The organism is Halorarum sp. SLYT50 (genome assembly GCF_059821265.1).
On the sequence record NZ_CM187555.1, the window covers coordinates 1,879,676 to 1,899,981 of the forward strand.

23 protein-coding genes are annotated in these 20,306 nt (G+C 72.0%); 10 read left to right on the plus strand and 13 right to left on the minus strand.

Annotation, left to right across the window (positions count from 1 at the left end):
- The first annotated feature begins 55 nt into the window (after positions 1-55).
- Both AC6RUA_RS09850 and arsN2 read left to right on the plus strand, forming a co-directional pair.
- On the plus strand, positions 56-1,468 hold the full coding sequence (locus AC6RUA_RS09850) for a phosphoglucomutase/phosphomannomutase family protein (RefSeq protein WP_499812845.1): 1,413 nt from the start codon (positions 56-58) through the stop codon (positions 1,466-1,468).
- Positions 1,469-1,485: 17 nt separating this feature from the next.
- A complete protein-coding gene (arsN2, locus tag AC6RUA_RS09855; protein WP_499812846.1) occupies positions 1,486-1,944 on the plus strand; it encodes an arsenic resistance N-acetyltransferase ArsN2 in 459 nt (152 codons plus the stop codon).
- On the opposite strand, the gene AC6RUA_RS09860 is transcribed toward arsN2, so the two are convergent.
- Genes AC6RUA_RS09860 through AC6RUA_RS09870 form a run of 3 tightly spaced genes read right to left on the minus strand, consistent with a single transcriptional unit; the run spans position 1,924 to position 3,591 of the window.
- A complete protein-coding gene (locus AC6RUA_RS09860; protein ID WP_499812847.1) occupies positions 1,924-2,334 on the minus strand; it encodes a GNAT family N-acetyltransferase in 411 nt (136 codons plus the stop codon). The two genes, arsN2 and AC6RUA_RS09860, sit on opposite strands and share 21 nt — an antisense overlap.
- Positions 2,331-2,531: a ubiquitin-like small modifier protein SAMP2 gene (gene samp2, locus AC6RUA_RS09865; RefSeq protein ID WP_499812848.1), complete on the minus strand. Its 201-nt coding sequence runs from the start codon at positions 2,529-2,531 to the stop codon at positions 2,331-2,333. Before samp2 ends, AC6RUA_RS09860 begins: the two co-directional genes overlap by 4 nt.
- A 25-nt stretch (positions 2,532-2,556) precedes the next feature.
- Entirely contained in the window at positions 2,557-3,591 is a 1,035-nt protein-coding gene (locus AC6RUA_RS09870) for a bactofilin family protein (protein WP_499812849.1), read from the minus strand.
- Between the two features lie 126 nt (positions 3,592-3,717).
- Here AC6RUA_RS09870 and AC6RUA_RS09875 point away from each other — a divergent pair, with 126 nt between their 5' ends.
- Positions 3,718-4,710 (plus strand): replication factor C small subunit, encoded by a 993-nt coding sequence (locus tag AC6RUA_RS09875; RefSeq protein ID WP_499812850.1) that lies wholly within the window; start codon positions 3,718-3,720, stop codon positions 4,708-4,710.
- A gap of 64 nt (positions 4,711-4,774) precedes the next feature.
- Here the strand turns inward: AC6RUA_RS09875 and AC6RUA_RS09880 are convergent, their stop codons facing one another.
- Entirely contained in the window at positions 4,775-5,737 is a 963-nt protein-coding gene (locus AC6RUA_RS09880; protein ID WP_499812851.1) for a cation diffusion facilitator family transporter, read from the minus strand.
- Positions 5,738-5,861: 124 nt separating this feature from the next.
- On the opposite strand from AC6RUA_RS09880, the gene AC6RUA_RS09885 reads away from it, so the two are divergent.
- Positions 5,862-6,380, plus strand: a complete 519-nt coding sequence (locus tag AC6RUA_RS09885) for a metallophosphoesterase (protein WP_499812852.1) — start codon at positions 5,862-5,864, stop codon at positions 6,378-6,380.
- 175 nt (positions 6,381-6,555) lie between these two features.
- Here AC6RUA_RS09885 and AC6RUA_RS09890 read toward each other — a convergent pair whose 3' ends face one another.
- The gene (locus tag AC6RUA_RS09890) at positions 6,556-7,287 is read right to left on the minus strand and encodes an ArsR/SmtB family transcription factor (protein WP_499812853.1); all 732 of its coding nucleotides are present in this window, start codon (positions 7,285-7,287) and stop codon (positions 6,556-6,558) included.
- Between the two features lie 108 nt (positions 7,288-7,395).
- On the opposite strand from AC6RUA_RS09890, the gene AC6RUA_RS09895 reads away from it, so the two are divergent.
- Positions 7,396-7,557 carry a DUF7859 family protein gene (locus tag AC6RUA_RS09895; RefSeq protein ID WP_499812854.1) on the plus strand — a complete coding sequence of 54 codons (162 nt, stop codon included), beginning with the start codon at positions 7,396-7,398 and terminating at the stop codon, positions 7,555-7,557.
- A 90-nt stretch (positions 7,558-7,647) separates the two neighbouring features.
- A complete protein-coding gene (locus tag AC6RUA_RS09900) occupies positions 7,648-8,844 on the plus strand; it encodes an inorganic phosphate transporter (protein ID WP_499812855.1) in 1,197 nt (398 codons plus the stop codon).
- Positions 8,845-8,898: 54 nt separating this feature from the next.
- On the opposite strand, the gene AC6RUA_RS09905 is transcribed toward AC6RUA_RS09900, so the two are convergent.
- Positions 8,899-10,287, minus strand: a complete 1,389-nt coding sequence (locus tag AC6RUA_RS09905) for a hemolysin family protein (protein WP_499812856.1) — start codon at positions 10,285-10,287, stop codon at positions 8,899-8,901.
- Positions 10,288-10,399: 112 nt separating this feature from the next.
- Between AC6RUA_RS09905 and AC6RUA_RS09910 the strand changes: the two genes are divergently transcribed.
- From AC6RUA_RS09910 to AC6RUA_RS09920, 3 genes are read left to right on the plus strand one after another with little or no spacing between them, the layout of a single operon-like run.
- Complete coding sequence (locus AC6RUA_RS09910) at positions 10,400-10,693, plus strand: glutaredoxin family protein (protein WP_499815433.1); 294 nt, start codon at positions 10,400-10,402, stop codon at positions 10,691-10,693.
- Entirely contained in the window at positions 10,694-11,206 is a 513-nt protein-coding gene (locus tag AC6RUA_RS09915; RefSeq protein ID WP_499812857.1) for a redoxin domain-containing protein, read from the plus strand. It begins immediately after the preceding gene.
- Position 11,207: 1 nt separating this feature from the next.
- Positions 11,208-11,813 carry an L-threonylcarbamoyladenylate synthase gene (locus tag AC6RUA_RS09920; RefSeq protein ID WP_499812858.1) on the plus strand — a complete coding sequence of 202 codons (606 nt, stop codon included), beginning with the start codon at positions 11,208-11,210 and terminating at the stop codon, positions 11,811-11,813.
- Between the two features lie 38 nt (positions 11,814-11,851).
- Here the strand turns inward: AC6RUA_RS09920 and AC6RUA_RS09925 are convergent, their stop codons facing one another.
- Positions 11,852-12,535 (minus strand): hypothetical protein, encoded by a 684-nt coding sequence (locus AC6RUA_RS09925; RefSeq protein ID WP_499812859.1) that lies wholly within the window; start codon positions 12,533-12,535, stop codon positions 11,852-11,854.
- Positions 12,536-12,644: 109 nt separating this feature from the next.
- A complete protein-coding gene (locus AC6RUA_RS09930) occupies positions 12,645-13,241 on the minus strand; it encodes a conditioned medium-induced protein 4 (RefSeq protein ID WP_499812860.1) in 597 nt (198 codons plus the stop codon).
- A gap of 282 nt (positions 13,242-13,523) precedes the next feature.
- Between AC6RUA_RS09930 and AC6RUA_RS09935 the strand changes: the two genes are divergently transcribed.
- Entirely contained in the window at positions 13,524-15,623 is a 2,100-nt protein-coding gene (locus AC6RUA_RS09935; RefSeq protein WP_499812861.1) for a (Fe-S)-binding protein, read from the plus strand.
- A 42-nt stretch (positions 15,624-15,665) separates the two neighbouring features.
- Here AC6RUA_RS09935 and AC6RUA_RS09940 read toward each other — a convergent pair whose 3' ends face one another.
- The 5 genes from AC6RUA_RS09940 to AC6RUA_RS09960 all read right to left on the minus strand — a co-directional run bounded on the left by AC6RUA_RS09940 (position 15,666) and on the right by AC6RUA_RS09960 (position 20,237).
- The gene (locus AC6RUA_RS09940) at positions 15,666-17,639 is read right to left on the minus strand and encodes a hypothetical protein (protein WP_499812862.1); all 1,974 of its coding nucleotides are present in this window, start codon (positions 17,637-17,639) and stop codon (positions 15,666-15,668) included.
- Positions 17,640-17,870: 231 nt separating this feature from the next.
- Entirely contained in the window at positions 17,871-18,191 is a 321-nt protein-coding gene (locus AC6RUA_RS09945) for a 4Fe-4S dicluster domain-containing protein (RefSeq protein ID WP_499812863.1), read from the minus strand.
- 109 nt (positions 18,192-18,300) lie between these two features.
- Positions 18,301-19,086 (minus strand): GHMP family kinase ATP-binding protein, encoded by a 786-nt coding sequence (locus tag AC6RUA_RS09950; RefSeq protein ID WP_499812864.1) that lies wholly within the window; start codon positions 19,084-19,086, stop codon positions 18,301-18,303.
- Between the two features lie 99 nt (positions 19,087-19,185).
- Positions 19,186-19,875, minus strand: coding sequence for a hypothetical protein (locus tag AC6RUA_RS09955; RefSeq protein WP_499812865.1), 690 nt, complete (start codon positions 19,873-19,875; stop codon positions 19,186-19,188).
- Between the two features lie 65 nt (positions 19,876-19,940).
- Complete coding sequence (locus AC6RUA_RS09960; RefSeq protein ID WP_499812866.1) at positions 19,941-20,237, minus strand: DUF7853 family protein; 297 nt, start codon at positions 20,235-20,237, stop codon at positions 19,941-19,943.
- Between the last annotated feature and the right edge of the window lie 69 nt (positions 20,238-20,306).

Below are 20,306 nucleotides of genomic sequence, written 5' to 3' on the forward strand. Positions count from 1 at the left end.
GCGAGCGACCGTCCGTCGGCATCGGATTTTTCCCCTCGCCCCGCGAGCGCCCGGTATGGACACCGACGCCATCGCGTTCGGTACCGACGGCTGGCGCGCGACCCTCGACGAGTTCACCGACGACCGGGTGCGGGTCGTGGGACAGGCGGTGGCGGACTACCTCGCGACGCGGCGCGAGGAGGGCGCCGTGGACGCGGACGCGCCGGTCGTGGTCGGCTACGACGCCCGTCCGACCAGCGAGGGGTTCGCCGAGTCGCTCGCGGAGGTGCTCGCCGGCAACGGGTTCGACGCGGTCCTCCCCGAGCGCGACTGCCCCACGCCCGTCGCCGCCTACGCCGTCGTCGACCGCGGGGCGGCGGGCGCGCTCATGGTGACGGCGTCGCACAACCCGCCCGAGTACAACGGCGTGAAGTTCATCCCGAGCGACGGCGCGCCCGCGCTCCCGGACGTGACCGAGCGAATCGAGGCGAACCTGCGGGAACCGGCACTCGACGCCGAGACGCCCGGCGAGGTGACCCGCGCGGACCTCGTGCGTCCGCACGCCGACCACGCGCGCAGACTGGTCGCGTCCGGTTCCGACGGCGCGCCCGACCTCACGGGGCTGACCGTCGCGTACGACGCCATGCACGGCAGCGGGCGCGGCGTCACGGACGCGCTGCTCGAATCGGCCGGCGCGGAGGTCATCAGGCTCCGCTGTGACCGGGACGCGGAGTTCGGCGGCGGGTCGCCCGAACCGAGCGCCGAGAACCTCGACACGCTCGCGGAACACGTCGGCCACGGCGACGCGGACCTCGGCATCGCCAACGACGGCGACGCCGACCGACTCGCCGTCGTCACGCCCGAGCGGGGGTTCCTCGACGAGAACCTCTTCTTCGCCGCGACGTACGACGCCCGCCTGGAGGACGACTCCGGGCCGGCGGTCCGAACCGTCTCGACGACGTTCATGATCGACCGGATCGCGGAGGCGCACGGCGAGGAGGTGGTCGAGACGGCGGTCGGGTTCAAGTGGGTCGCGCGGGCGATGGCCCAACACGACGCGCTGATGGGCGGCGAGGAGTCGGGCGGCTTCTCCGTCCGGGGGCACATCCGCGAGAAGGACGGCGTCCTGATGGCGTTGGTCGCGGCGGCCGCGGAGGCGGACGAGTCGTACGACGAGCGGGTCGACCGCCTCGAGGCCGAACACGGCCGCATCGTCGCCGACAAGACGAGCGTCGACTGCCCCGACTCGGAGAAAGAGCGGGTCATCGCCGACCTCGCGGAGCACATCCCCGACGAGGTGGCCGGGCAGGCGGTGGCGGACGTGGTGACCGTCGACGGGTTCAAACTCCTGCTCGCGGACGGGTCGTGGATGCTCGTCCGCCCGAGCGGGACCGAGCCCAAGATGCGCGTGTACGCCGAGTCCGGTAGTGAAGAACGCTCGCGCGCCATCCTCGACGACGGCCGAGAACTGGTCGCGCCGCTGGTGTAATCACGGACCCTCCTCCCATGACCGCATCCGAACTCACGCTGCGTGAGGCGACCGACGTCGACCCCGTCGTCTCGCTGCTGGACGACGCGGGGTTACCGACGGACGACGTGCGCGACGGTCCGGCGCAGTTCTACGTCGCGACGCGACCGGACGACGACGACCCCGTCGCCGCCGGTGGACTCGAACCCGCCGGCGCGGCAGTCCTCCTCCGCTCGGTCGTCGTCCGCCCGGACGCACGCGGCGCGGGCGTCGGACGGGCGCTGTTGTCGCGACTCGAAGCGCGCGCCGCGGCCGCGGGGGCCCGGGACTGTTACCTGCTCACGACGGACGCGGACGACTTCTTCGCCCGCCTCGGTTACGAGCGCGTCGCCCGCGGGGACGTGCCCGAGGGGATTCGCGAGACCCGGCAGTTCGCGGCGCTGTGTCCCGACTCGGCGACGGCGATGCGCAGGCGGCTACCCGAGTCGTCCGCGTAGCCGGTCGTCGCCCGGGTCGTCCTCCCCCTCCTTCGTCCCCGCGTCCGCGCCGCTCCCGACCGCCTCGACGTCGAACCCGAGCGACTCGTAGAACGGTCGCACCTCCCGGCGGAACGCTGCCGTCAGGGGGCCGGTCGCGCGCTCGGCGGCCGCGCGGACGAGCGCGCTCCCGACGCCGTCGCCCCGACGCCGCGGTCGGACGGCCACCGCCGCGACCCGGTTGCCGTCGAGTACGAGCGCTCCGGTGACCGTCCCGTCCGCCTCGCTCACCAGCACGTCGCCGGCGTCGATTCGGGCCGGGAGGTCGTCGGGCACCTCCAGCAGCGCGCCGTCGAGCACTCGGCGGACGGCGAGCGCGTCCGCGGGGGTCGCCTCGCGGACGCCGGTCATCCGCCCTTGACGAGCCTGAGCACCCGCACGCGCTCGGCGTCGACCGTTCGGTCGTCCGGCACGGGCGTCCCCGACACGAGGACGGTCACCTCGTGAGGGGAGTAGCCGACGGCCCGGCAGAGGTCGGCGTACGTCGCGTCGTCGGCCAGCGACACCGACTCGGTTCCCTCGCCGACGACGTCCGCGACTACGTCCATGCCCGGAGTCGACCGCCGAGGGATTTCAGCGTTGTTCCCCCGACCAGCGCGCCCGCGCCCCACAGCGCGAGCGCGGCGGCGACCGGCGGACCGGCCGCCGGAGCGCGGCGAAGAGCGCGAGCGCGGCGGTGGCGGCGGCGACGCCGACCGGAAGCCGCACGGCCAGTGCCCTCCCGCCGGCCGCCGCTCCGACCGCCAGCGACACCAGCGCGCCCGCGCCGAACACCGGGAACAGCAGGCCGACGAGCGGCGTGCCCACGACCGACAGCGCGAGCAGCACCACCCCGGTGACCGACGCGCAGGCGACGGCGATGCCGCGCGCGAGCGACCGCACCGGCCCCGACCGGGCGCGGGCGACGACCGCACCTGTCTCGGGCGCGACCTGCGACAGCCCGAGCGCGAGCGCGCCGGCAGCCAGCGGGAGGAGGCGGGGGAGCAGTCCCGCGGCGCGCAGGAGCGTCCCGACCGGGCCGAGCAGCGCGTCGGTCGGTCGGCGCGCGCCCGCGACGACGCCCCCCCGGTCGACGAGGCGGGCGTCGTATTCGACGTCTCCCTCGACCCGCGCGCCGTCCGCGAGGACGACCCGTCCGCCGAGCACCGTCGCGGCTCCCGTCCTCCCCGCCAGTCGGACGGTTCCGCCGCCGGCGTTCAGGTCGCCCGTCTCCCCCCCGACCACGACCCGGCCGCCGTAGGCGGTGACCGGTCCGCCGACGGTGCCGTTCACGCGGACGAGGCCGCCGAACGCCTGCACGTCGCCGGTGACGGTCGCGCCCCCCGTGAGCACCACGACGCCGCCGTACGCACGCAGGTCGCCCTCGACGGTGCCGGCGACCACCGTCCGCGCCCCGACGGCGGTGACCCGTCCCTCGACCGTCTCGTTCGGTCCGACGGCGACGGTGGTGAACGGGCCCGACGGGACCGACCCGCTCGTTCCCGGGGCGGCCGACTGGCCCGCGACGCCAGCGGACGCGCCCGCGCCGGCGAGCGCGCTCCCCCCCAGCAGCAGACAGAGCGCGAGCGCACCGAGGGCGACGCCGGCCGGTCGAGCGAGACGCGACACGCGAGCGGGTTTCCGACACGCGGACATATGTCTCGCGGTCGGCCGTGGGACGGAACACGGGTTCGACGGCGGGGCGTCCCGGGGCGTCTCGGGGCGTTTATCCCGGCGGCCCCCCCACGGTCGGACATGAGCGAGGCCGACGCCGAGGAGGGCGCGGGCGGGACGCCCGGTCGGGAGGTCTGGATCGAGAAGTACCGGCCGCAGCGACTGGCGGACGTGGCCGGCCACGAGGACATCGTCTCGCGTCTCGAGGGGTACATCGAGCGGAACGACCTGCCGCACCTGCTGTTCGCCGGGCCGGCGGGCGTCGGGAAGACCACCTGCGCCGTCGCCATCGCGCGGGAGGTGTACGGCGACGACTGGCGGGGGAACTTCCTCGAACTCAACGCCTCCGACCAGCGGGGCATCGACGTGGTCAGGGACCGCATCAAGAACTTCGCGCGCTCGTCGTTCGGTGGCTACGACTACCGCATCATCTTCCTCGACGAGGCGGACTCGCTCACCGACGACGCCCAGTCCGCGCTCCGCCGGACGATGGAGCAGTTCTCCGACAACACGCGGTTCGTCCTCTCGTGTAACTACTCCTCGAAGATAATCGACCCCATCCAGTCGCGGTGTGCGGTGTTCCGCTTCTCGCCGCTGTCGGACGAGGCGGTCCGCGCGCAGGTGGTCGACATCGCGGCCGCCGAGGACATCGAGGTGACCGACGACGGCCTCGACGCACTGGTGTACGCCGCGGACGGGGACATGCGCCGGGCCATCAACTCCCTACAGGCCGCGGCGACCACGGGCGGCGTCGTCGACGAGGAGACGGTGTACGAACTCACGGCGACCGCCCGGCCCGAGGAGATACGCGCGATGGTCGAGGACGCCCTCGACGGCGACTTCTCGAAGGCGCGGGCGACGCTCGACGCCCTGCTCACCGAGACGGGGATGGCCGGCGGCGACGTGGTCGACCAACTCCACCGCTCGGTGTGGGACGTCGGCCTGAGCGACCGCGAGGCGGTCCGGGTGATGGAGCGCATCGGCGAGGCGGACTACCGCATCACCGAGGGGGCCAACGAGCAGGTGCAGTTGGAGGCGCTGCTGGCGTCGCTGGCGCTCGACTCCTCCGAGTAGGGCGGGGTCTCTCGGCTCGCTCCGGATCCGAACGCGAGTCAGGTTCGTCGACGGTACGTCCGACTCAGACCTCGGGTTCGATGTAGACCATGTTCACGCGGTCGTCCGTCTCGCGGAGCGCGGCCTTGATTCGCTCGATGCGTTCGTCGATGTCGGCGGTGTCGAGATCGGAGTCGAAGCTCACGTTCGCGGCGACGAACGCGTCCGCCGGGCCGATGAACATCGTCCGGAACTCGTCGACGTGGACGACGCCCGAGTGGTCGGCAATCGTCCGGCGGAGGTCCGCTTCGATTTCTGCGTGGAGCGACTCGCCGATGAGCAGGCGCTTGTTCTCCCACGCGAGCGCGACGGCGAATCCCATCAAGAGCAGGCCGATCACGATCGACGCGATCGCGTCGTAGACGGGATTCTCGGTGACGCGCGCGAGCGAGATTCCGACGAGGGCGATAGCCGCGCCGCCGAGGGCGATGGTGTCCTCGGTGAACGCGGTGAGCGTCGTCACGTCGCTCGTTCGCCCGAACGCCTGCCGGATGCCGGTCCAGCCGTACTTGTTTATCTGCCGTTGCAGCTCGGCGTTCGCCTTCCATAGCGCGTACGACTCGAAGCCGATGGCGCCGAGGAGGACGACGACGTTCACCCAGAACGGGTCGACGGGCACCAACTCGGTGAAATTGATTCCGGCGAGGACGACGTCGCTCCGCTCGCCGGCGTGTCCCCCCGCCATGAACGCGTCGTACCCGTGTTTCAGCGACTCCCACCCGGCGATACCGAACAGGAACACCGAGACGAGAAACGAGTAGAAGAACTGCGCCTTCCCGTACCCGAACGAGTGCGACTGGGTAGGGTCCTGCCCGGAGTAGCGGATGCCGATCAGCAGGAACACCTGGTTGCCCGTGTCGGAGATGGAGTGGTACGTCTCGGAGAGCATCGAGGAACTCCCGGTGAGCAGGAAGCCGAAGAACTTGAGGATCGCGATGGCACCGTTGGCGATGAGGGCAGCGATGACGACGGACTTGCTCCCGGCCATGGCGGAGGCCACTCGCGCCCCCCTAATAACGTGGGGGTGTTCCCGCCGCGCCCCGTGGACGAGACGGGGCTTGGAGGCCGGGACCGACCGAACAGTTAGGAGTCGCCCGGCCGAGACGCTAGCCGTGCTCACCGTCGTCTCGGACACGCACGGCACGACCGACCACCGCCTCGAAGGACGGACGCGGGAGGCCATCGGGGAGGCCGACACCGTCGTCCACGCCGGCGACTTCTACCGGGAGGCGGTGCTCGACGCCTTCCTCGCGGAGAACGAGTCGCTGTACGCCGTCACGGGCAACAACGACGACGCGGCACTCCGGGAGCGACTCCCGCGCGAGCGGGTGGTCGCCTACGAGGGGGTGACGCTCGCCGTCCGCCACCGGAGTCGGACGGGGACGACCGGGCTGGCGCTGTTCGGCCGTGAGCGCGGCGCGGACGCGGTCGTCTTCGGACACAGCCACCGCCCGACGTTCGACGACGACGGTCCGGTTCCGCTGCTCAACCCGGGGAGCCACGCGGACCCGCGGGGGAACCGCCCGGCGCACGCCGAACTGGAGCGGTCGGCGGGCGGGCTCTCCGGGCGGCTGGTCACGCCGGACGGGGACGTGTTCGAACGGTTCGAAATCCCGGTCCGCGACGGGTGAGGCGGCGGGAGCCGCCCCGTGGAGGACGAGAGGGGACCGAAGCGTGTGGAGGACCGAAGCGTCGCGGGGACCGGTACCAGTCCGTTGCGGCGCCCGCGACATATACACGTCGTAGAGTCAAAGACCGCTTTTAGTTACGCGGGACCAGTTCACACGCACGAGAGTTCTCCGGCGCTCAGCGCCGGTAGCCGAGGTACGCGCCGACGAGGACGAGCGTGACCAGCCCGCCGAGGAGGAAGAGCGCGCCCGGCGACGCCGCGAGCGTCTCCAGCAGGGTCGGGCCGTGTGCCGCGGCTGTCTCGACGCCCGTCGCGCCGAGGTCCGCGGCCGTCTCCGTGGCGGCCGCGGCGGTCTCGCGGGCGGCCTCGGTCGTCGTCCCCGCGTCCTGCGTCGAGAACCCGCCGGCGTCGCCGCCCTCGGTGGACGCGCCGTCGGCACCGCCCGCGGACCCGAACCGGAACGCGAACGGACCGCCGAGCGTCTGCTCGACGACGGCCGCGCCGAGACCGACGGCGCCGACGGCGCAGAGGAGGCGTTTGAGCGTCCCCTTCAGCCCGGTGGTGTCCTCCTCGCGGCCGGCGACGAGTACGAGCGCGCGGTCGGCGGGGGCGTACACGTCCATCTCGCGGCCCTTCTCCGAGTAGGCGGTCCCCGCGACTTCGACCAGCCCCGCCTCGGAGAGCCGCTTCAGGTGGTACTGGGCGTTCTGGAGGCTGGTGTCGGCGCGGTTCGCCACGTCGCTCGCCGGACCGGGTTCCTCGTGGAGTTCCGAGAGGAGCCGACGGGCGGTGCCCGAGGAGAGCGCCGAGAGCACGTCGTCGGCGTCGTCGCCGTCGACGCCGATGACCCGGGGCTCTCTGTCCTCGGCACCCCGCAGGTCCGGCGTGGAGGGCAGGATGTCGGCCATCGGCGGCGCTTTCGGCCCGGCGGACGTAAGCCTTCTCGTCGTCCTCCCAGCGGGGTTTCACGAGAACGCACCCGAAAGCCTTTGCACCGCTCCCCTCCACGGCGGCACATGGGCATCCTCGACACCCTCGCGGAGGCGGTGGCGGCGAACCCCGTCCTCGCGGGGATTCTCGTCGTCCTCCTCCTGCTCGTCTTCGGCGCGTACCTGTTCGTCCGGCGGGTGCTGGTCAGCGCCAAGGAGGGGTACGCCGCCGGGCGCGAGGGGCGCTGAGTCGAGTCGGGTAGAGTCGGGCCGGGGACCGGGACGGACGGCCGTGGCCCGTGGGGACACGCACTTGTAGGGGGCGAGCGACCGGGCGGTATGGTCGCGCTCGGAACCCTCGCCACGCTCGTCGTCGCGGCGCTCGCCTCGCTGTTCATGGCGTGGGCCATCGGCGCGGGGTCGTCGGGGTCGACGCCGTTCGCCCCCGCGGTCGGAGCGAACGCCATCTCCGTGATGCGCGCGGGGTTCGTCGTCGGCGTACTCGGCTTCCTCGGCGCCGTGCTCCAGGGTGCGAACGTGACGGAGGCGGTCGGGACCGCGCTCATCGACGGCGTCACCATCACCGCGACGGCCGCCATCGTCGGTCTGCTCACCGCGGCGGCGCTGGTGGCCGTCGGCGTGTTCGCGGGCTACCCCATCGCAACCGCGTTCACCGTCACCGGCGCGGTCGTCGGCGTCGGGCTCGCGCTCGGCGGCGCGCCCGCCTGGGACAAGTACCGGGAAATCGTGACGCTGTGGGTCGCGGTCCCGTTCGTCGGCGGCGGCGTCGCGTACGCCACCGCCCGCCTCCTCCGGGCCGAACGCGTCCCCGAGCGGGTCGCCGTCCCCGCGCTCGCCGGGCTGGTGGGGGCCATCGTCGCCAACATCGGGTTCTCGGTGCTCGGCCCGCCCGGCGAGAACGCCTCCATCGCGGAGGCGCTCGGCGGCCGACTGGAACTGGTGTCGGTCGGTCCGGTTCCCAGCGGGGTCGCGGTCGTCACGCTCGCGGTCGCCGCGCTCGCGACTGCCGGGCTTCGGTACGAGATGGTGCGTGACGAGACCGCCGGACAGCGGCACTTCCTCCTGGTGCTGGGCGCGCTCGTCGCCTTCTCCGCCGGCGGCTCGCAGGTCGGGCTGGCCATCGGGCCGCTCGTCCCGCTGCTCGACTCCGGCGTCTCCATCCCGCTCACCGCGGTCCTCGTCGGCGGCGGAATCGGCCTGCTCGCGGGGTCGTGGACCGGCGCTCCCCGGATGATAAAGGCGCTCGCGCAGGACTACTCCTCGCTCGGTCCACGCCGCTCTATCGCCGCGCTCATCCCGAGTTTCGCCATCGCACAGACCGCCGTCGCGCTGGGCGTGCCCGTCTCGTTCAACGAGATAATCGTCTCGGCCATCATCGGCTCCGGGTACGCCGCGGGCGGTGCGGGCGTGAGCACGCGCAAGATGGTGTACACGGTCCTCGCGTGGATCGGGTCGCTCGTGCTCGCGTTCGGACTCGGCTACGGCGTGTTCACCGGCGTCGACGCGCTCGTGTGAGTACTGGGCGCTCCGGGTACCTGCGGTCGAGGGTTGCCACGGCGTCCGTCCCGCCTACTCTCTCGCTTCCAGTTCGTCCGGTTCCTCTTCCCGTTCCTCCTCGCCGTACCGCTCGGTGATGGTGACCCGGGCGCGCATGATGCGGGTGTTGTCGACCTCCTCGATACGGATGGCGACGCCGTCGTACTCTATCTCCTCGCCCTCCTCGACCAGCCTGCCCGCGCGGTTGAACACGAAGCCGGCGAGCGTCTCGAACTCCTCCCCCTCCGGGAGTTCGATGTCGAGCACCTCGTTCACCTCGTCGATGTTGACCTCGCCGCGCACGAGCACCGTGTCGTCGTCGACGAACTCGAACGGCTCCTCCTCGTCGCCCTCCAGGATGTCGCCGACGATCTCCTCGACCATGTCCTCCAGCGTGAGGATGCCCTCGGTCGTCCCGAACTCGTCGATGACGACCACCATCTGCATCCGCGACTCCTGCATCTCCTGTAGCAGGTCGTCCGCGTTCTTCGACTCGGGGACGTGCAGCGTCGGCTGGACGACGCCCGCGAGCGTCACGTCGCCCTCGCCGTAGTAACGCGCCCGCACCAGGTCGCGGATGTTCACGACGCCGATGATGTTGTCGAGGTTCCCCTCGTACACCGGGATGCGCTCGTGGTCGGACTGGACGCACGTCTCGATGGCCTCCTCGATGGTGGCGTCCTTCGGCACCGCGGTCACGTCGAGGCGCGGCGTCATCACCTCCTTGGCGATGGTGCGGTTGAACCGGAAGATGCGGTCGAGCATCTCGCGCTCCTCCTCCTCGATGACCCCCTCGCGCTCGCCCGTCTGGATCATGTCCTGAATCTCGTCGCGGGTGACGTACGACGTCTCGATGGCCGACCGGCCGCCGGTCACCTTGTTCACGACCCGCGTCAGGTGGTCGAACGTGACGACCAGCGGGAGGAGGATGTACTCCGACAGCTGGAGCGGGCGAGCGATGCGGAGCGACCACGACTCGGTGTTCTCGACGGCGTAGCTCTTCGGGGCGGACTCCCCGAACAGGAGCACGAGCGAGGTGATGCCGAACGTCGAGACGAGGACGGCGGTGCTCGCGCTGTCGACGTAGATGCCGACGAGCGCCGTCGCCAGCGACGACATCGCGATGTTGACGAGGTTGTTCCCGACGAGGATGGTGACGAGCAGGCGGTGGGGGTCGGACTTGAGTTCCTTGACCGCTTTCGCGCCCCTGCGCCCCTCCTCGACCAGGTGGTCGACCCGGTGGGCCGCCAGCGAGAACATCGCTATCTCCGAGGACGAGAAGAACGCGGAGAGCCCGATGAGGATGATAATGGCGATGCTTCCCGCGATTCCGATGGTCGTCTCGTTTACCGGAATCGCGCCGAACACTCCGCCGGCTTGCGCGGGGGTGACTAGGGGGGCGTGTACCGACGACAAACCCATGTGATACGGTGGATTGTCCGGGGGCGGAATTAAGCGTTGTCCTCCCTCGCGCCCACACGACGGATTTTCCGTGGACGAAGGGATTACCCGCGTGCTCGCCGTACGCCCGTTCATGTCCGACGGCCCGGCTATCACCCTGTACCGACTTCAGGCGTGTCCGTACTGCGAGCGCGTCGTCCGCGTGCTCGACGAACACGGCCTCGCGTACGACTCCCGGTTCGTCGAGCCGATGCACTCCGACCGGGACGCGGTCGCGCGGCTGACGAACAAGCGGACGGTCCCGGCGCTCGTCGACGAGACGACCGGGGTCGCCATGTCCGAGTCGGGGAACATCGTCGAGTACGTCCGGGAGACGTACGGCGGCGGGAGCGACCCCGACCCGGCGGGCACCGGAGGGGGAGCGTAGATGCCCGACTTCGCGGTGGTCGACCTGCCCGAGGCGGACCACCCGACGGAGGGCGAGACCGCCCCCGACTTCACGCGGCCGCTCGTCGACGAGGAGTTCTGGAGCGACGCGTCCCTCTCGGCGCTCACCGACGAGGGCCCCGTCCTCCTCGTCGCCTTCCCGATGGACGGGGCGTTCCCGGCGACGTACGTCTGGAACGAGATTCGCGACCGCGGGTGGGGGACGGAGGGAGACCTCACCGTCCTCGGCGTCTCCATCTCGACGCCGTACGAACACGCGTCGTTCATCGAGGAGCGCGGGATGGACTACCGCCTGTTCTCGGACCCCGCGGCGGGCGTCGCGCGCGAGTACGGCATCGAACACGACCTCGACGGGATGGAGGGCGTCGTCGAGCACCGCCCGGCCGTGTTCCTCGTCGGTACCGACCGGACCGTACAGTACGCCTGGGTCGCGAGCGAGTGGCCCGACTTCCCCGACTACGACGAGGTGGAGGCGCGCATCGACGCGCTGTGAGATGACGCCCGACGCCGACGCTCCCCCCGACGTCGAACGAGCAGCAGAGGCGGTCCGTGCCGGCGACGCCGTCGTCTACCCGACCGAGACGGTGTACGGGCTCGGCGCCGACGCGACCGACGCCGACGCGGTCGACCGTGTGTACGAGCTGAAGCGCCGACCGCGCGAGAAGCCGCTCTCCGTCGCGTTCGGCGACGCGGACGCGGCGCTGGCGGCGACCCGACCCGGCGAGCGCGCCGAGCGGTTCGTCCGGTCGTTCCTCCCCGGCCCGGTCACGGTGGTCGTCGAGCGCGGGCCGGCGTTCCCGGACGTCCTGACCGCGGGCGGCGACCGCGTCGGGGTCCGGGTCCCCGACCACCCCGCCGCCCGGGCGCTGGCGCGGGCGGCCGGGCCGATAACCGCGACGAGCGCGAACCGGTCGGGCGACGAGAGCGTCCGGCGCGTCGCGGACCTCGACCCGCGCATCCGCGAGGGCGTCGCGGTGGTCGTCGACGGCGGCGAGACGCCCGGCGGCGGGAGCACGGTCGTCGACCCCGAGCAGGGAGTCATCCACCGTGCCGGCCTGCGCGTGGACGCCGTGCGCGAGTGGCTGGCCTCGAACCCCTGACCCGCTCCTCGCCGCCGCGCGGACCCGCGACCCCTCCCTCACAGCCCGAGTAACGACCGCAGGCTCCGCGTCCTCACCCCGCACTCGTCCGCGTAGGCGCAGCCCTCGCACTTCGCGTTCCCCCGGAGCCGCGGCGGCGGGCCGTCGAGTTCCCGCGCGGCCCGGAGCGCCCGGCGGTACGCCGCCGTCTTCCGGACCCCGACACGAACCTGCCTGACGACGCCGTGGGCTGGGTACTCGACGACCGCTCGCGGCACCTCCCGCTCGCGCTCCCACGCCAGCGCCTTCGCGGCCGCCACCGCCCGGACCGCCTGCGGTTCCCACACGCCCGACTCGGGCGGCACACCCGGGCTGACGATGCTCGGCATCGGCGGCCCGTCGGCCGGGTCGAGCACCTTGTGCGCGACGCCGTGGGCGTCCTTCCCGTCGAGGAACCGCCGGGTCGCCGCGGGGTCGGTCAGGTCGTCGTACTCCTCGCGGTCCGCCAGCCGCGAGAGCGCCGCCCGGTAGTCGGTCGGCGAGCGGTCGACGGGTTCCGCGTCGAGGGCGGCGTCGTCCATCGCCCGGAGTTCGGGGTAGCGGAACGCGAGAGCGACGCGCTCGCGGGCCGACGGCGGGGGCGTGCGGTCGTCCTCGCGGCGGGCGTAGTACAGCTGTCGGGGACAGTACGCCGCGTGTGCGAGGTCGGAGAACGGAACCGAGTCGAGGTCCGGACGGGACACGGAGGGAGTGGCGGCGCTCTCGTACTTGAACGTGCGCTCGGCCGCCTCGCTCGAGCGCGCGACCGAAACGGGAACTCCGAAGGACGGGTCGACGAGAAGAGCGCCGGCGTCAGAACGAGACGTCCGTCTCCATGTCCTCGGTCGCCTCGCGGAGGCCGTCCTCGTGGGCCTCGGCGGTGAGGCCGCCCTCAAGGTCGGCGTCCGCGAGCAGCTCGCGGAACTCGTCGCGGAAGCGGTCGTTCGCGCGCGTCGACTCCAGGTCGGCCTCGACCACCTCGACGTAGTGGGCCACCGTCGCCTCGTCGGAGTCGAGTCGGTCGGCGCACTCGCCGTCCGACACCCCGTCGACGTGGAGCGAGCGGAGTTCGTCGAGGTCGAACGGCGCGTCGCGGTCCGACTCGCGCACGAGGTGGACGTCCATCCGCGCGTCGAACACCGCCGTCTCGTCGACGCCCGTCGCCTCCGCGATGGCGGCGTCGTCCGCGTCGTCGTGGTACAGCCGGACGACCCGTTCGAGCTCCTCGTCCGAGAGCGACGAGGCGAACTCGTACCGGTCGCGCATCATCCCGACGAGCTCCCGCACCCGCTCCTCGCCGTCGCGCTCGTCGGACAACGACCCGGGCGACTCCTCCTGGCTCTCGGTCACCGTGTCCGACCCGGTGGCCTCCACGAAGATGTCCCTGAGTTCGGCCGTCTTCTCGTCCATGGCTAGGACGGCACGCGACGCGGATACAAAAGCCTATGGGGCGGTCGTGAGCGGCTCAGACGCGCGAATTCGGCCGTTTCGGTCTCCGCTCGACAGGACGTGAACCGGGGGTCGTCGACCGTCGAACCGCGGCGGTCGCGGGCGGGTGCCGGCCGCGTCCGAGCACCGTCGCCGACCGCACCCGACGGCCGGGGGTACCGGCGGCCGAACCGGACGACTGCGGCGAGTTTCGGGGCGCAAGTATTGCGAAGACTTAACGTCGCGGCCCGTCGGGGTACACGCATGCAGACCGAGGTGACGCGCGAGACGTTCTGGACGGTCGGCCCGGTGGGGAAGGCCGTCTTCTACTTCCTCGCGGTGCTCGCCGTCGTCTACTTCCTCTACGGGACGTACGAGCGGTTCGCCCGGTACGCGCGCGGGACGGACGACTGGTTCGAACGCCTCGACGACCTGCCGGCGCGGGTCGTCTCGGCCGCCCGGACGGTGCTCTCGAACCGGGGGCAGTTCGACCGCGACCTGTACGCCGGCGTGATGCACGCGTTCGTGATGTGGGGCTTCCTCACGCTGCTCATCGGGACGACCATCCTCGGCGTCGACATGGACCTCTGGCGACCCGTCACCGGGGACTCGTTCTTCGTCGGCGACTTCTACCTCTCGTACTCGTTCGTGATGGACGCGATGGGCCTGCTGTTCGTCGTCGGCGTCGGCATGGCCATCTACCGCCGCTACACCGAGCGCGACGGCCGCCTGTGGGGCAAACACACCTCGCTGGAGGACGACGCGTTCGTCTGGACGCTGTTCCTCCTCGGCGTCGGCGGCTACCTGCTCGAGGCGTTCCGCATCGTCGGGTCGGCGGAGTTCGTGGCCTACGAGCGGGTGTCGTTCGTCGGCTTCTTCCTCGCCGGCCTGTTCGCCGAGGCGGGGGTCGGTCCCGCCGCCGCCGAGACGCTGTACCACTGGGGCTGGTGGAGCCACGCGCTGCTGGCGCTCGGGTTCGTCGCGCTCGTCCCGCGCGCGAAACCGTTCCACATGCTGTCGAGTTTCGCCAACGTCGTCACCCGCGACGAGAAGGCGGGGGTCCGCCTGCCCGGCGTGCCCGCCGACGCCGACCCGGACGACATCGGGTACGCCGACATCGACGACTTCTCGTGGCGGCACCTGCTCGACCACGACGCCTGCACGAAGTGCGGCCGGTGTTCGTCGGTCTGTCCGGCGAAGGCGTCGGGCCGCCCGCTCGACCCCCGCGACGTCATCCTCGACCTGAAGCAGTACCGGCAGGACCTCGACGCCGGACGGACCGAGGCGGTGGAAATCGTCGCGGACGGCGGCGAGTCGGTCGTCGCCGCGGAGACGATGGAGTCGTGCATGTCGTGTATGGCCTGCATGGACGCCTGCCCGGTCGACATCGAACACGTCCCGGAGTTCACCGAGATGAACCGCCGGCTGACCGAGACGGGACAGATGGACGAGACGGTCCAGGACGCCATGATGAACGTGTTCCAGAACGGCAACACGTTCGGCGACCCGGCCCGGAAGCGCCCCGAGTGGACCGACGACCTCGACTTCGAGGTGCCCGACGCCCGCGAGGCGGACGTGGAGTTCCTCTGGTACGTCGGCGAGTACCCCAGCTACGACGAGCGCAACCGGCGCGTGGCTCGCTCGCTCGCCACCCTGTTCGAACGCGCGGGCGTCTCGTACGGCATCCTCTACGAGGACGAGCAGCACGACGGCAACGACGTGCGCCGCGTGGGCGAGGAGGGCCTGTTCGAGATGCTCGTCGAGGACAACACGGAGGCGTTCGCGTCGTGCACGTTCGAGAAAGTGGTGACCACGGACCCCCACTCGATGAACACGTTCCGGCACGAGTACCCGGAGATGAGCGAGTTCGACGCGCCGGTCCACCACTACACGGAGGTGGTCGAGGCGCTCGTCCGGGAGGGTCGCCTCGGTCTCGACGGGACGGAACTCGACTACACCGCCACCTACCACGACCCCTGTCACCTCGGCCGGATGAACGACGTGTACGAGGCCCCCAGAGAGCTGATTCGCGCGACGGGGGTCGCGCTCCACGAGATGCCGCGCAACCGCGCGGACTCGTTCTGCTGTGGTGGCGGCGGCGGCGGTCTCTGGATGGACTTCGACGAGGACCCCAAGCCGAGCGAGGAGCGCCTCCGCGAGGCGCTCGAAGACACCGACGCCGGTCGGGACGTCGAGAAGTTCGTCGTCGCCTGCCCGATGTGCGCGACGATGTACGAGGACGGACGGAAGACGGGCGACTTCGAGGACGACATCGAGATAGTCGACGTGGCGGAACTGCTGTGCGAGGCGCTCGACGCGGAGAGCGGGGCGGGGTCCGGGACCGCACCCGCGGCCGCGGACTGAGTCGTCGCCGCCGGCCGACGCGCGCGACTCGCCGGTCAGCGTTCAGCGAACGGCTCGGACGGTCCGGACCAGTCGGTCGAGGTGGTAGCGGAGCCAGCCGGCCGTCTCGTCGGGGACGGCCGGGCCGGGCGCCACCGTCGGGTCGGTCCCCCGGCGGAGTTCGACGGCGTCGCCGATGCCGTCGCCGTCGGAGTCCGCACTCGACGGTCGCGTCCCGAGCGCCTCGACCTCTCGACCGTCCACGAGGCCGTCGCCGTCGGTGTCGGGGTCGTCGGGGTCGGTGTCGAACCGCCGCGGTGCGGTCGAGCGGTGGTACCCCTCTTCCTCCCCGTCGAGGAGGCCGTCGCCGTCGGAGTCCGCGACCGTCGGGTCGGTGTGGCGACCGTCCGCTTCGGCGGCGTCGTCGAGTCCGTCGCCGTCGGTGTCGGCACGGGTCGGGTCGGTGCCCGCGTCGAACTCCCTGTCGTCGTCGAGTCCGTCGTCGTCGGTGTCGATGCGCGTCGGGTCGCTCCCGGCCTCGACCTCCTCGCCGTCCCCCAGCGTGTCCCTGTCGGTGTCCCACGCGAGAGGATGGGTCGGCCCGGCCAACTCCTCGGCGTCGGTGAGACCGTCGCGGTCGGTGTCGGCGCGGGAGGGATCGGTGCCGTTTCGGAGTTCGGTCAGGTCGGACGCACCGTCGGCGTCGGCGTCGGCGGTCTCGTCGGGGGCGGCGTACAGCGACGGGTCGTAGCGGACCGGGGGGGCGTCCGAACCGGCGGCGTACCGGTCGAGCCACGCGTCGAACGACCGTCCGGCCACCCGCTCGACGACTGACTGAAACTCCCGATAGGAGACCGGGTCCGCCTCCCGGTTGAGCGCCACCATCACGTCTTGGAGGGTCCGCTCGCCGTCGGTCGCGGCCCGGACCTCGGCGTCGAGTGCGGCGAGCACCCGCATCCCCTTGGTGTAGTAACTGGTGTGGGACCGACCCGGCTGCTCGGTCAGGACGACCCGCTCGTAGCGGCTGGAGTTGACGCTCCGGTGGAAGCGGTCGTACGACACGCGGTCGCGCTGGAACGGGACGAGTTCCGCGTAGTAACTAGCGCTCGCCTCGACGAGCCACACCGTCTCGGAGTCGGTGGTGAACGTCTGGGCCGTGTGGACGAACTCGTGGACGAGCGCCACCTTGCTCCCCCGCTCCCACGTCTCGACCCGACCCCGCGGGAGCGACTGCTGGTTGACCCACAGGGCCGAGGGGTCGGCGTAGTTCGCGGCCTCGCCGCCGAGTCGCATCGGCGGCGGGACGACGAACACCACCGTCGACGCCGTGTCCACCGCCGGCCGGTAGTGCCGCTCCGCACCCGCCAGCGACGCCCGCATCCGCTCGACGTTCGGGTCGGAATCGACCGCCGACGGCCAGACCACGGTGTACTCGCGGCCCTGCGTCGTGAACCGGTCGGTCTCGTACTCCCCGAGGAGGACGTACGCCGCGAGGTATCCCTCCCCCTCGACCAGGTGAGTCTCCCTCACGCTGGCGCCCCCGATGCTCCCCGACCACCCGCTCGACAGGGTCACCTCGGGGACGACGTCGAACGGGCGGAGCACCGCCCACGACTCGGTGACCGCGTAGTCCTTGCCGTGACGTCCGTCGTCCGTCCCGACCCGGAGGGTGGCCGTCACCTCCCGGGTCGTGCCGTCCCAGACGATGTCGTCCCCCTCGATAGACAGGCCGTCCGACACTGACTCGACGCCGGTGACGGCCCCGCGGGTGCCGCGGAACCGGAGGCTCCGGACGCCGTGTCGAATCCGGAGGCGGACGTCGACGAACGCCGCGTCCGGCCGCTCCGGCGCCAGCCGGTACGTGACGGTCGACTCGACGTACGGGTCCGCCGTGGCGACGCGGTCGGTCGACCGAGTCGGCGGTGGGTTCGTGGTCGCCGGCCCCGCCGCCCCGGCCGCCACGCCGGTCCCGACGGGTCCGACGCTCACGAGCAGGCAGACGAGGAGCACCGAGACGACCCGACTTCCGTCGTTCATCGTTCGCTCTCGGGTGATACCCCTAATCAGTGTACGCGCCGCGGTATCGAGTCTGATACTGTACGCCCGCTCAGACCGGTCTCTCGACCGTCAGCGCGAACCGGAGCGGGACCGTCGGTTCCCCGGGCGGGGCGTACCACTCGCCGTCGCGCCCCAGCCAGTCGAACCCCTCTGGCGGGGAGTCGTCGCCTGTCGGTCGGACGCCGGAACGGGGCGGGAGACCTCCGGTGCTCAGGAGCGCGAGGCGTCCACGTCGATGGCGTCCACCGGGCAGATGTCGACGCAGAGCATGCAGTCGATACACTGGTCCTCGCGGGTCGGTTCGACCTTCGTCTCGCTCGCGGGGTGGTCGGGAGTGTCCACCCAGTCGAACACGTCGACCGGGCAGTTCTCCAGGCACGCGCCGTCGGCGATGCAGGCGTCGTAATCGACGGCGACGTGCGCGCCGTGGACGCCGAGTTTCTCCGGCGGGTCGACCGGACCCCACACGTCGAGGCCGTTCTCCTCGCCGACCCGCTCTCGGTTCTCGTCGAAGTTCGGGTCGATTCCCATCGTCCGACGGTAGCCCGGACAGCTACAAAAGCGTCGGCATCCGCGAGGCCTCCGGCCGCAGGCTACTCCGTCCGCGCCGGCACCGCTCGCTCGCGCCCTTCGGACCCGCTCACCGGAGCGCCGCGCCCTCGGTCGAGACGCGCGTCGTCCCGGGGAGGACGCCGTCCGCGCCGGTCGCGACCACCGTCTCGCCCACCATCGCCATCGTCGCCGCCCCGCCCGCCTCCTCGACCGCCGCGACGGCCTCTCGGACGCGCTCGCCCGGCAGTCCCGTCCGGTCCGCGAACCCCCACGACGCCTCGAACAGGTCGGCGAGCGGGGCGTCCGGGTCGAACCCGTCGAACGCGTCGTCGGCCGCCCGGCGGACCCGCGCCATCGCGTCGGCGTCCGCGAGCACGTCGGCGGTCGGGACCTCGCCGTACGCCGCGTACGACACCGTCTCGGTCCGCTCGGCGCGCCCGACGCCGTCGCCGGTGTTCCAGACGAGACCGCCCCGCTCCTGGACGAACACGTCGCCGAGTCCGGTCCCCGCCTCGACCTCCGCGCGGTGGGCGGCCGTCACCAGGTCGTCGCGGCTCCGGTCGAGACCGAACGCGGCGTCCGCCGCGAGCGCCGTCGCCAGCGTCGCCGCACCGCTCGCGCCGAACCCGGCGCCGACCGGAACCTCGGCCGACAGTGCGACCGCGGCCGTGACGCCGAGTCGGTCGAGGACGCCCTCGACCGGGTCGAACGCCGTCGGCTCCCCGTCGAGTTCGACCGCCGTCTCCGCGGCGGGGTCGACCGCCGCGGTCACGCCGTCTGCGGTGGCGAAGCTCACGCCGAGCGACCCCTCGGAGTCGTCCTCGCCGGGGGCGAACACCGTCGTCACGCTCCCGGGTGCGTGTGCCGTAGCCATGTCCTCGCGTCGGTCCCGCGGCACGTAAAAGCCGGCCGTCCATCGTCGAGCGTCGACGACGCCAGCCGGGTGTCTGGTCTCGCTCTGTCACGCCGGGCGCTACCGCCGCCCGGCGAGGAACGCGACGAGGAGGAGGGCCGCGACGGACGCGGCCACGAGCGCACCGGACCCGGGCCCCCCGGCGGCCGTGGCCCCGGCGGACGTCTCGCCCTCGCCGTCCGTCGCGGGGTCGGAACTCGTCGGCCCGGTCGTCTCGGCACTGGGAGTCGCGGTTCCGGTCGTCGTCGGTCCGGCGGGCGCGTCCGTCGTCTCGACGGCGGTCGTCGTGGTCGCGTTCACGACCAGCGTCCCCCGGTCGACGGTCAGCCCCTGCGTGAACAGGCTCAGTTCGTACTCCCCGGGCGGGAGCGGGCCGCCGGGTGCGTTCTCGACGGTCGGGTCCGTCACCTGCCCGCCGGCGACGCGCAGGGCGTCGCCCGCCTCGCCGCGACCCGCCGCGTCCGTATCGAGCGTGAGGGTCGCCCCCGACCCGTCGCCGGTGTTCTGCACCTCCCCGACAAGCCGGAAGCCGTCCGAGCCCTCCAGACGGAACTCCGCCGTGTCGACGTTGTGGAACGTGAGTCCGACCTCGACGGTGCCGCCCGACTCGACCGCGAGGTCCCGGTCGTCGAACAGCACGCTCGCGTGGGCGGCGGCCCCGCCGCTCGCGGCGACGAGCAGGCACGCGAGCGCGAGCGCGGCGACCGACGAGCGAGCCGGGAGCGACGAGCGAGCCGGGAGCGACGCCATACGCTCGGGGAGGGAGGGCGAACGATTAAACCCGACGACCCCGCGAGCGGGCTGTGGTGCCCGTCTCAGTCGTACGCGGCGTTCACCGTCTGGAGGGCCCCGCGACCCGGGGAGCGGTCCCGGAGTGGCGCGTCGGCGAGGTAGCCGATGAGCGACGCGTGGATGGCGCGAATCTCCGGCGCGGTGAACCGCTCCGCCTCGGACTCGAGCGTCGCGAGCGCGTCGAGTTCGGCGTAGTTCCCGTCGCACTCGTCGGCCTCCGTCGCCTCGCGGATACGCTCGAGCAGCGCCGCGTGGACGACCCACGCCTCCTCGTGTGTGAAGGCGAGCGTGGCCGAGCGGTCGCGAACTGGTGCTGACACGGTCGGTCCCTCACGGTCGACCTACTTAGGTATGTGTGTCTTTCACACGGTGGTGGACGTTCGGTCGGT